Here is an 11,566-nt window from a genome sequence, read left to right as displayed (position 1 = left end):
GCGGCCATCCTGGCCGCCTTCGTATTCGTTCCAGAGTCGCAATCAGCGTGCTTTGCGCTCAAACAGCGCAATGGACTCAACGTGCGTGGTGTGGGGGAACATATCCATCACACCTGCCTGCACCAGCCGATAGCCGTTCTGCACCATCACCCCGGCATCCCGTGCCAGGGTTGCCGGATTGCACGACACGTAGACAATGCGGTTGGCGCCAAAGGCTGTCAGATACTTGCAAATGTCTTCTGCGCCAGACCGGGGCGGATCAATCAGGATCTTGTCGAACCCCTCTTTCGCCCAGCTTTGTCCGGTAAAATCGCCGTGCAGGTCGGCGCCGAAGAATTCGACGTTGGACAGCTGGTTCAGGCGGGCATTTTCCCGGCCGCGAACCACCATGGCTTCATCGCCTTCAACACCGACGACCTGAGCCCCCTTGCGGGCCAGAGGCAGCGTAAAGTTGCCCAGGCCACAGAACAAATCGAGGACCCTCTCACCCGGTTGCACATCCAGCCATTCCACAGCACGGTGAACCATATCGCGGTTGATACCGGCGTTTACCTGGGTAAAGTCCATTGGGTGGAAGGCCATGGTCAGATCAAACTCATCCATGCGATACGTCAGGCGCTCGTCATCCCGACCACGGGATTCCGGCCATATCCGGTGGACGGTATCCGGCCCTTTGGGCTGCAGATAAATGTGCAAATCGTGTGCCTGCCCGAAAGCAATCAGCTTGTCCCGATCCTCCGGCACCAGCTCATCCATATTCCGGAACACCATCGCGGCCAGGTCATCGCCACAGGCCACCTCAACCTGGGCAATCCGGTCAAACGCCACCATGCCATGCAAAAGCTCACGGAGCGGCTGGATCCGCTCACCGATACGGGGGTCGAGCACCACACACCGGTCAATGTCGGTCAAAAAGCTGTTCCGTTTCTCCCGGAACCCCACCAGAACCGATTCCCGGGCTTTTACGTAGCGAACGCCCAATCGCGCTTTCCGGCGGTAGCCAAGACTGTCCGGCGAACGCATGGGCGCAACCCAGTGCTCCGGTTCAATGCCCCCGAAATGGGCAAAATGCTCGCGCAGGGTGTTTTCCTTGAACCGGATCTGGGCGTCAGCGCTCATATGCTGCAGGCTACAACCCCCGCACAAGTCCGCAAAGTCGCAGGGCGGTTGCTGGCGTTCGGGCGCGGCATTCAGCACTTCTGTGGTACGAAGCTCGTCAAACCGGCTCCGGGTACCAACCATTTTGGCCATCACGGTTTCACCTGGCAGGGCGCCATCCACGAACTGGGTTTTACCCTCGGCTCTGGCGATACCACGGCCATCATGGCTCAGAGTTTCAATTTCACAATGCACAGGCTCCTTGGGCAGAACCTTGCGGCGACGCTTGCTCATAAACACTTCTCTTGATGAAGGGGCGAATCAGGCCCCGGGAAACACACCGGTAGACAGGTAACGGTCTCCGCGATCGCAGATGATGGCCACAATCACGGCGTTTTCAACCTCACGGGACAATTTCAGGGCTGCAGCAATCGAGCCGCCCGAGGAGACACCGCAGAAAATCCCTTCACGCTCGGCCAGTGCCCGCATGGTGTCTTCCGCCTCCTGTTGCCCCACATCCAGTACCTTGTCCACCCGACTGGCGTCATAAATTTTCGGCAGGTACGCCTCTGGCCAACGCCGGATGCCGGGAATGGAGGCCCCGTCTTCCGGCTGCAGGCCGATAATGCGGATATCCGGGTTACGCTCTTTGAGGTAGCGTGAAACACCCATAATGGTGCCTGTGGTCCCCATGGAACTGACAAAGTGGGTGACGCGCCCGTTGGTTTGCTCCCAGATTTCGGGCCCCGTCGTGCGATAATGGGCAGATGGGTTATCCGGGTTACTGAATTGATCCAGCACCTTGCCTTTGCCCTCCGCTTCCATTCGTACGGCCAGATCCCGCGCACCTTCCATGCCCTGCTCACGGGTGACATTCACCACCTCGGCGCCGTATGCGCGCATGGAGGCCCGGCGCTCCTCGCTCAGGTTGTCCGGCATAATAAGCACCATCCGGTACCCCTTGATGGCCGCCGCCATGGCCAGCGCGATTCCGGTATTACCGGAGGTCGCCTCAATCAGCGTGTCTCCGGGGATGATTTCACCCCGACGCTCGGCTTCCTGAATCATGCTGAGGGCAGGCCGGTCTTTCACCGAACCTGCCGGGTTGTTTCCCTCCAGTTTCGCCAGTATGACATTACTGGTGTCACCGGGCAGACGCTGCAGACGCACCAGGGGAGTATGGCCGACATAATCTTCAATGGTGGGGAAAATCATATTGATGCCCTGTGATACACTTTCGGTCTGGAATCATACGCGTTCTGGCCCTCTTGTCCCAATACAGCTTGCCGCTATAGCCATGACCTGACGCTATAACCGCCGGTTTCCGGGACGAGGGTCAACGTTCTATCAACACCATTCAGCTATGCTGACAGGGACGTATCCGTGGCAGCCTTCCAGGGCCTGCGGACCAGATAATTTCACAGGAACACCGTATGCGACGTTGGGGCATTCGCAAAAAAGTGCTGGTGGTGACGCTGGTCCCTACCCTGCTCACCACCCTGCTACTCGGGCTGTTTTTCACCTACAGCTGGGTGAACAACATCGAAAACCTCCTGAAGGATCGTGGCGAATCCCTGTCACGCCAGTTGGCGGCCGGTTCCGAGTATGGCCTGTTCACAGCCAATAGAAGCCTGCTCAGCAGCCTGTCCAATGCCCTGCTGGAAGAACAGGACGTCCGCTCTATCACCTTTTACGACAATGACGGGCAACGGATGCTCCATACCGGCCCGGGCAGTGCCCAGACCGTTGCCACAGCCTCCCTCGAGCCGGACCAGCCCATTCAGGTATTGCACAACAGTAGCACCCGCTTTGTCACGCCTGTGCACCTGCAGGATCTGATGATCGAGACCATGCTTGATCCTGACGCCCGACAATCGGCGGCCGAGCGCCGGGCACCGCTGGGCTGGGTTGCTGTGGAAATGTCCCACGTACGCACCGAAAAAGAGACCTACAAAGCGCTCCTGATTTCATTGTTGCTGGTCATCGGAGGTGTTCTTCTGAGCCTGGCCATCGCATTGCGCCTGAGCCGGGCCTTTACCGACCCGGTGTTCCAGCTGAACGAAGCGGTGGCCAAACTCAAGGAAGGCAAACTGGATACCCGGGTGTATACCAGCGCCGGGCCAGAATTCGAGCAGCTGGAATCAGGCCTCAACGACATGGCCTCGGAGCTCAGCAAAGCCCAGGCCGAAATGCAGCAGAACATTGACCAGGCCACCGAAGATTTGCGGGAAACTCTGGAGACCATTGAAATCCAGAATATTGAACTCGACTTTGCCCGCAAGGAGGCACTGGAGGCGAGCCGGATCAAATCGGAATTCCTTGCGAATATGTCCCACGAAATCCGGACACCGCTGAATGGCATCATCGGCTTTACCGAACTGCTGCTGAAAAGCCCCCTGCCCCGCCAGCAACGTGATCACCTGAACACCATCCGCAAGTCCTCCGAGATTCTGCTGACCATCATTAATGACATTCTCGATTTCTCCAAAATCGAGGCGGGCAAACTGATCCTCGACCGGGTGCCCTTCCAGCTTCGTGATATCGTCGAGGAAGTCATGGTCATGCTGGCGCCCGCGGCTCACGCCAAGAACCTCGATCTGGTTCCCCTGGTTTACAACGATGTGCCCGACGACATCATGGGCGACCCGCTGCGCGTTAAACAGGTCATCACCAATCTGGTCAACAATGCCATCAAGTTTACCCAGACCGGTGAAGTGGTCTTGCGGGCCAGCCTTGAAGATGAAGACGCAGAACGCAACCGCGTCACCCTGAGGCTGAGCATTACCGATTCCGGAGTGGGCCTGTCACGGGCCCAGCAACAGTCGCTGTTCAACGCCTTCAGCCAGGCAGATGCTTCGACTGCCCGTCAATACGGCGGCACCGGCCTTGGTCTGGCCATTTCCAAACGGCTGGTTGAAGAAATGGGCGGCAAAATCGGCCTGGAGAGTGAGCTGGGTAAAGGCTCCACTTTCTGGTTTACCCTGACACCGGAGCTCTCGTCAAAGGGAGACATTGCAAGCCCGAGAGACGCTCTCAGGGGCGAAAAGATTATTTACCTCGAGCATCAGAAAACGACCGGGCTTGCCGTGGAGCATCTGCTGCGAGACTGGGGGGTTACGGTAGAGCGGGTGGCCTCACCGGGCGCTCTGCAAGAACAGGTGGAGGAAGCCCAGCGCCGCCAGGAGGGCTACGCCGGGGCCATTATCGGCATTACCCGGCACCTGCTGAGTTCAAGCCAGTACTGCAATCTGGTGCGCTCTCTGGAAGTGGAACGGGATTGCCGCACCCTGTTGTTGACCCCCACGCTGGAGACCCACGATACCCCCCTGTCCGGCCTGGCCAGTGGCCACCTCACCAAACCGGTGTGCCGCGACGCCCTCTACGACGAGCTACTGCTGCTGATCCACGGCATCCACTCGGGAACTGGCGGCACATCGGAGCCGGCTTCACCGGTTCGGCACGAACAGGCATCCACGACCCCGAGAATTCTGGCGGTCGATGATAACGAAGCAAATCTGAAACTGGTGATGACGCTGCTCAACGACTACCGGCTGGACGCGGAAGGCGCCTCAAGCGGCTTCGAAGCGCTAACCAGGGTTCGCCAGAAAGCCTTTGATCTGGTCTTCATGGATCTGCAAATGCCGGGAATGGATGGTGTAGAGGCCACAGCCCGCATTCGCGATCTGGATACCGGCTCCCACCACACCCCCATTATTGCCCTGACCGCCCACGCCCTGGCCGACGAACAGGAGCGGCTGGCACAACAAGGGTTTGACGGATACATGCCCAAACCCATCAGCAGCAGCCAGCTTGTGGAGCTGATCCGCGAATACACCGGCTACGATTGCACCAATGTCAGTGACCGCTTCCGGATTTCCGAGGTTCGGGATACCCGCCGGGCGCTGCGGCCGTCCAACCGCCGGATGCAGCAGGACTGCGTGAGTGTCGAGGAGAGCATTCAGCTGGCCGCGGGCAAAGCCGACCTCGCCGAGGAATTGTTCAGTATGTTGCTGGAACAGGTGGCCGGCGACATAGAGCAGGTTCAGGCACTGTGGCAAAACCAGGAGACGGATGCCTTGCTTGAATGTGTCCACAAACTCCACGGTGCCACCCGCTACTGTGGTGTGCCCGAGCTGCGCATAGCCGCCAACCGCCTGGAAACGGCGCTGAAATGCGAGGCCAACGACCGGGAATTGCTGAAGGATCAACTCATCTCGGCAATGGAACGGCTACAAATCTGGAGCGAGCAGACCGACTGGCAGCAACTGTTCCGCGAACAGCAGCGCCAGCCGGAAACAAGCTGACGGCAGATCAGTCCCGGGCCTGGCCCAGGATCGCTTTCATGTCCCGTACCGCGTCTTTCAACCCGGTAAAGACGGCCCGGGCAATAATGGCATGACCAATATTGAGTTCGTTGATACCGGAAATTGCGGCCACTCTTTCCGTATTGTGATAGTGCAGGCCATGGCCCGCATTCACCACCAGCCCTTTCTTGCGGGCGTAGGCAACGGCATCAGTCAGTACCTTGAAAGAAGCGTCTGCCGCCTGCGGATCCCGGGCTTCGGCATAGTCGCCGGTGTGTAGCTCTACCACCGGCGCACCACAGCGCACGGCCGCGTCAATCTGAACCGGGTCCGGGTCGATGAACAAAGACACTTCGGCACCGATTTTTGCCAGACGTTCGCACGCTTTAGCCACGCGCGCCTCCTGACCATCGACATCCAGGCCTCCCTCCGTGGTGAGTTCCTCCCGCTTTTCCGGTACCAGGCAAACACACTCCGGGCGCACCTGTTCAGCGAATGCCAGCATGGCATCGGTCACCGCCATCTCCAGGTTCATTTTGGTTTGCAACACCTCGCGCAGCAGCAGCACATCGCGATCCTGGATGTGGCGACGATCCTCGCGCGGATGAATGGTAATGCCGTCTGCGCCGGCCTCTTCCGCAACCAGTGCGGCCTGAACGGGGTCCGGGTAGCGGGTGCCACGGGCCTGGCGCAGAGTAGCCACATGATCAATATTGACTCCAAGCAGGACTCGGGAATTCATGGTGTTCTCCCAGATGACGGATGTGAGTGACTGAACAGACTGCGACTGTGCAAAGGTTTGCCCTGCAACAGGTAATCCACTAATACGCGCATGACCCGCTTGGCGGTTTTTCGTGGCAGCTCATGGGTAAAGTCGCCAGCAGCCAATGCTATCAAGGCTTCCCCCGAGAGCTGGCGTAAGGGCAGCTCCGGTCGCAGGCCGGAGACAATACCTTCGACCGGATCATAGCCATAGAATTTGCCCGCCTCCACCGGCTGGCCGGTGTCGGTCGTTTCATCCCAGGCAAAATCGTATCCAAGGGAAGCCGCGAATGCGCGCTCGAACCCCCTCAACAGCGGCTCGACGTCCGCCTCGGGCGACAGGTCCGACAGGGCTTGCAGGGTTTCGATATAGCTGGCAAATAACACCGGGGAAGGGTCTGCTACCGGCAAAATCCGCTGCACCAGCTCATTGATGTAAAAGCCACTGTACAAAGCCCGCGAATGCCGGACCGAGGGTGCGCTGCGAACCTCAAGTTGCACCAGAGTCTTCAGGTCGCTTTTGCCAGTCCAGTCTACCAACAGCGGCTGAAACGGCTGCAGCTGGGCCTTAAGCGGGCTCCTGGCGCTATTGGCACCTCGGGCGACCAGGCTCATACGCCCATGGTTCAAGGTAAACAAATCCACCAGCAACGCGGTTTCACGCCATGGCCGCCGGTGGACCACATAAGCGGGCTCTTGCTGCACCGCGCCTTTCATGACGGCCTCAGAAATCGCTCATACCCAGGCTTTTCAAGGCCCTGTCGCTGTCAGCCCAGCCTCGTTTAACCTTAACCCAGAGCCGGAGCATCACTTTGGAGCCGAGCATCCGCTCCATATCCACCCGGGCTTCCTGGCCGATACTGCGCAGGCGCTCCCCTTTGTCGCCAATGATGATCTTTTTCTGGCCTTCCCGCTCAACCAGAATCAGCGCCGACACGTGCAGGGTTTTGCCTTCATGTTTGAACTCTTCAATCTCTACCGCAACAGAATAGGGTAACTCGGCGCCCAACTGGCGAGTGATCTTCTCCCGAACCATCTCGGCAGCCATGAAGCGCTCGCTGCGATCGGTGACCTGATCGTCCGGATAGAAGTGAACGCTCTGCGGCAGGAAACGGCCAACCGCCGTTTCCAGGGGTTCAAGGTTGGTCTCCCTCAGTGCCGACAGGGGAATCATTTCGGCAAACTCCCGTTTTTTCGACAGGGTCTCGAGGTGAGGCAGTAAAAGCTCCCGTTTCTCAAGCTTATCAACCTTGTTAACCGCCAGTATCACCGGGCACTTCAGCCGCTTGAGCTTCTCCAGCACCATCTCATCGGCACTGGTCCAGGCCAGCTGATCCACCACAAACACAACCACGTCCACATCGATGAGTGCGGAAGACGCCGCCTTGTTCATGTATCGGTTCAGAGCCCGGGGCTCATCCTCGTGCATACCCGGCGTATCCACATAAATTGCCTGCACCGGCCCCTCGGTTTTGATGCCCAGCACCTGATGCCGGGTGGTCTGGGGCTTGCGCGAGGTAATGCTCAGTTTCTGGCCGAGAATATGATTCAACAGGGTGGACTTGCCGACGTTGGGACGGCCGACAATGGCGACAAAACCACAACGGCTTTCAGGGTTGTCGGGGCTGGTAATATCAGTCATCAGGAATTCTCCACACCCAGTTGCTTGAGTGCATTTCGGGCAGCCTGCTGCTCAGCAATACGACGACTGCTGCCAGTGCCAGTGGTTTTGCGGTCCAGCGACGGCAAGGCACATGAGACATGAAACGTCTGGTTATGAGCCTCGCCATCCACCGAGATGACCTCGTAATTCGGCAATGGAAACTGCCGGGATTGCAGATACTCCTGCAACCGAGTTTTGGGATCTTTCTGAGTATCCTGGATATCCAGGTTTGCCAGGCGCTGCTCGAACCAGCGTAACACCTGCGCACGGCAGGTATGGAAATCACTGTCCAGATAGATGGCACCGATGATGGACTCTACCGCATCGGCCAGAATGGATTCCCGACGAAACCCGCCGCTTTTAAGCTCGCCGGAACCCAGCCTCAGGTACTGGCCCAGCTCAAACTCACGGCCGATCTCGGCCAGGGTTACGCCTTTAACCATACGGGCCCGGAGCCGGCTTAACTGCCCTTCCCGGGCTTTTTCGAAATGCAGATAAAGGTACTCGGCTATGACCATGTTAACGATGGAATCGCCCAAAAACTCAAGACGTTCGTTGTTCTGGTTGCCAAAGCTGCGGTGGGTAAGTGCCAGCAACAGCCGCTCCGGCTCTTTGAACTGGTAGCCGATGCGGCGCTGAACTTGATCAAGATCTGGTTGTGAACTCACTGGCCTTGAAACTCATACTCGTGCTGGAAGTGAACAACGGTGTCCACGTTCCGGAAAATATTGTTGCGAACTTCGTAATCAACTTTGATGACTACCAGTTCACCATTTTTTTCAACCGTAATGCTTTTTTTGGGATCAAAACCGTCGACGCTGTTAACGCTCAGGCTTTTATCAATAAGGCTGCGCACCTGCGCCGGCCCCATTCTGGACAACCCCTCCCTGCCTTCGAGGTTTTCAAGAGCTTCCTGAATCGTGATGTCATCCACGTAGGCCGGCCCCAATTTGATTACGAGGGTCAGCAGCCCACCAAAAAACAGCGCCATAATCATCATAGTCAGCGCCGCGCCGCGCTGGTTACCCAGGCCTGAGGGGTAATGTTTTCTCATCGTTTCTTACTCCGGATCCTGCAGAATCATTGGATGCCGCCTACCCGATCAAAAGATGGCAGACTTGTCAGGGATTTCCAGTGCATCCAGATGGCAAAGGCCTTGCCCACTACCATGTCATCCGGCACGGTACCCCAGAAGCGGCTGTCGTTGCTGTTATCACGATTATCGCCCATCACGAAATAGTGCCCCAGGGGCACAATCCACTCGCCTTCACCGGAACCGTTCAGCCGGTTCATGGTGAGGTAGAGATCGTGTTCCACATCCCCCAGCTGCTCGCGCCAGCGTTCCAGCGGCGGCAACCGGGCAACAAACTCCCGGGGTACAGGCTCATCGTTGATAAACAATTGCTTGTTCCGGTACCGGATATGATCACCGGGCAGCCCCACAACACGCTTGATGTAATTGGTGGAGCCGTCCTCCGGGTAACGGAATACCATGACATCGCCCCGCTCGGGATCACCCATCTCGACAATCTTGGTCCCCGCAACCGGCAACCGAAGACCGTAGGCATACTTGTTAACCAGGATGAAATCGCCCACTTCCAGAGTTGGCAACATGGAACCCGACGGTATCTGGAAGGGCTCAATCAGAAAGGATCTCAAGACCAGCACGATCGCCAGAACGGGAAAAAACGAACGGCTGATATCCACCAGCCAGGGTTCGTTACCGTCCTCCCCGGCAGCGGGGGCATCGGCGCCGGAATCCGGTGATGCCGACGCCAGACGCCGTTTTTTCAGGACCAGAATGTCCGCAAGCCAGACAGCGCCGGTAGCGAAGGTCAGGACCACAAGAACCAGTGGAAAATTAATATCCATCCAGGTGCCTTCTTAGTTATCCACTTTCAATACAGCAAGAAACGCTTCCTGAGGCACCTCAACATTACCCAGCTGCTTCATGCGTTTTTTACCTTCCTTCTGCTTCTGAAGCAGTTTCTTTTTCCGGCTTACATCCCCGCCATAACATTTGGCTGTGACGTTCTTGCGCAGGGCCTTGACCGTTACCCTCGAGACCACCTGAGTACCGATCGCCGCCTGTATGGCAATGTCGAACATCTGGCGCGGAATCAGTTCTTTCATCTTTTCAATCAACTGCCGGCCCTTGCGGTGGGCCAGATCCCGATGCACGATCAGCGCCAGGGCATCAACACGCTCGCTGTTGATCAGAACATCCAGGCGCACCAGATTGGCAGCCTGAAAGCGCACAAACTGGTAGTCCAGCGATGCGAAGCCGCGGCTGGCCGACTTGATGCGGTCGAAGAAGTCCATCACCACTTCCGCCATCGGCAACTCATAGGTCAGCTGCACCTGGGTGGACATGAAATGCATATTCTTCTGGACGCCCCGCTTTTCCTCACACAGGGCAATCACGTTGCCAAGGTGCTCCTGTGGCACCAGGATATTGGCCTCCACAATCGGCTCGCGCATTTCCTCGATGGAGCCAACATCCGGCAGCCGTGAGGGGTTGTCGACCGACAGTGTCTCCCCCTGTTTGGTGGTGACCTCGTAGATAACCGTTGGCGCGGTGGTAATCAGATCGAGATCATACTCGCGCTCAAGGCGCTCCTGTATGATCTCCATGTGTAGCATACCCAGAAACCCGCAGCGGAAACCGAAGCCCAGGGCGTCGGAATTTTCCGGCTCAAAGAACAGCGAGGCATCGTTGAGCGTCAGTTTCTCCAGGGCATCCCGGAAATCGTCATAATCGTCAGCGCTGACCGGGAACAAACCGGCATAAACCTGCGGTTTTACCCTTTTAAAGCCGGGGAGCATCGGCGTTTCTTCGGCGTGCTTCTGGTGCACGATGGTGTCACCAACCGGCGCTCCGTGGATATCTTTGATACCCGCAACCACGAAACCGACATCGCCGGCTTCCAGAATGTTGGTATCGGTCGGTTTTGGATTAAAAATACCGACCTTGTCGGCGCTCCACGCCTTTTTCGTGGACTTGATAACGATTTTATCGCCTTTTTTCAGCACACCCTCGGTCACCCGGACCAGCGATACCACCCCAAGGTAGTTATCGAACCAAGAATCAATAATCAGGGCCTGCAAAGGTGCACTCCTGTCCCCTTTCGGTGGTGGCACTTTCTTGATCAGGTCCTCGAGCACATCTTCGACGCCCAGGCCACTTTTTGCACTGCAGCGAACGGCATCCGATGCCTCGATGCCGATAATATCTTCTATCTCTTCGGCAACCCGCTCAGGTTCGGCCTGCGGCAGGTCCATTTTGTTGAGAACCGGAACAACCTCCAGCCCCTGCTCAATGGCGGTGTAGCAGTTGGCAACCGATTGCGCCTCTACCCCCTGGCCGGCATCGACCACCAGCAAGGCGCCCTCACAGGCATAAAGAGACCGCGATACCTCGTAGGAAAAATCCACGTGGCCGGGAGTATCAATAAAGTTCAGCTTGTAGGTTTCACCATCGTTCGCCTTGTAATTGAGCGTCACGCTCTGGGCCTTGATCGTGATCCCACGTTCTCGCTCCAGGTCCATGGAATCCAGGACTTGTTCAGCCATTTCACGGTCGGTCAGTCCACCACAGATCTGGATAAAGCGATCTGCCAGGGTGGATTTACCGTGGTCAATGTGGGCAATAATAGAAAAGTTACGGATTCGGCTCAGTTCAGTCACAGACAATGATTACTCATATAAGACGAAGGGTTGAGCCCGGAGGGGCCACTAC

10 protein-coding genes are annotated in these 11,566 nt (G+C 57.4%); 1 reads left to right on the top strand and 9 read right to left on the bottom strand.

Annotation, left to right across the window (positions count from 1 at the left end; genetic code table 11):
* Positions 1-42 precede the first annotated feature (42 nt).
* Together rlmD and cysM are read right to left on the bottom strand one after the other, a co-directional pair.
* Positions 43-1,392: a 23S rRNA (uracil(1939)-C(5))-methyltransferase RlmD gene (rlmD, locus tag ACP2AU_RS14335; RefSeq protein ID WP_426376891.1), complete on the bottom strand. Its 1,350-nt coding sequence runs from the start codon at positions 1,390-1,392 to the stop codon at positions 43-45.
* Between the two features lie 27 nt (positions 1,393-1,419).
* Positions 1,420-2,313 (bottom strand): cysteine synthase CysM, encoded by an 894-nt coding sequence (gene cysM / locus ACP2AU_RS14330; protein WP_426376889.1) that lies wholly within the window; start codon positions 2,311-2,313, stop codon positions 1,420-1,422.
* 218 nt (positions 2,314-2,531) lie between these two features.
* Here cysM and ACP2AU_RS14325 point away from each other — a divergent pair, with 218 nt between their 5' ends.
* Positions 2,532-5,402: an ATP-binding protein gene (locus tag ACP2AU_RS14325; protein ID WP_426376888.1), complete on the top strand. Its 2,871-nt coding sequence runs from the start codon at positions 2,532-2,534 to the stop codon at positions 5,400-5,402.
* A gap of 7 nt (positions 5,403-5,409) precedes the next feature.
* On the opposite strand, the gene pdxJ is transcribed toward ACP2AU_RS14325, so the two are convergent.
* The 7 genes from pdxJ to lepA are packed head-to-tail and all read right to left on the bottom strand — an operon-like array spanning position 5,410 to position 11,514.
* Positions 5,410-6,144: a pyridoxine 5'-phosphate synthase gene (gene pdxJ, locus ACP2AU_RS14320; protein WP_426376887.1), complete on the bottom strand. Its 735-nt coding sequence runs from the start codon at positions 6,142-6,144 to the stop codon at positions 5,410-5,412.
* Positions 6,141-6,881 (bottom strand): DNA repair protein RecO, encoded by a 741-nt coding sequence (recO, locus tag ACP2AU_RS14315; protein WP_426376885.1) that lies wholly within the window; start codon positions 6,879-6,881, stop codon positions 6,141-6,143. The genes pdxJ and recO overlap by 4 nt, the downstream gene beginning before the upstream one ends.
* A 7-nt stretch (positions 6,882-6,888) precedes the next feature.
* A complete protein-coding gene (gene era / locus ACP2AU_RS14310; RefSeq protein ID WP_426376883.1) occupies positions 6,889-7,806 on the bottom strand; it encodes a GTPase Era in 918 nt (305 codons plus the stop codon).
* Positions 7,806-8,495, bottom strand: a complete 690-nt coding sequence (gene rnc / locus ACP2AU_RS14305) for a ribonuclease III (protein WP_426376881.1) — start codon at positions 8,493-8,495, stop codon at positions 7,806-7,808. The genes era and rnc overlap by 1 nt, the downstream gene beginning before the upstream one ends.
* Positions 8,492-8,881, bottom strand: a complete 390-nt coding sequence (locus ACP2AU_RS14300; RefSeq protein WP_426376880.1) for a DUF4845 domain-containing protein — start codon at positions 8,879-8,881, stop codon at positions 8,492-8,494. The genes rnc and ACP2AU_RS14300 overlap by 4 nt, the downstream gene beginning before the upstream one ends.
* Before the next feature lie 26 nt (positions 8,882-8,907).
* Positions 8,908-9,699: a signal peptidase I gene (gene lepB, locus ACP2AU_RS14295; RefSeq protein WP_426376878.1), complete on the bottom strand. Its 792-nt coding sequence runs from the start codon at positions 9,697-9,699 to the stop codon at positions 8,908-8,910.
* A 12-nt stretch (positions 9,700-9,711) separates the two neighbouring features.
* On the bottom strand, positions 9,712-11,514 hold the full coding sequence (gene lepA / locus ACP2AU_RS14290) for a translation elongation factor 4 (protein WP_426376877.1): 1,803 nt from the start codon (positions 11,512-11,514) through the stop codon (positions 9,712-9,714).
* Positions 11,515-11,566: the final 52 nt, after the last annotated feature.

Origin of the sequence: Marinobacter sp. VGCF2001 (genome assembly GCF_049943275.1) — a bacterium.
Lineage (GTDB): Bacteria > Pseudomonadota > Gammaproteobacteria > Pseudomonadales > Oleiphilaceae > Marinobacter.
The sequence above is the reverse complement of the archived record's forward strand: the minus strand, read 5'-3'. Positions and strand labels throughout refer to the sequence as shown.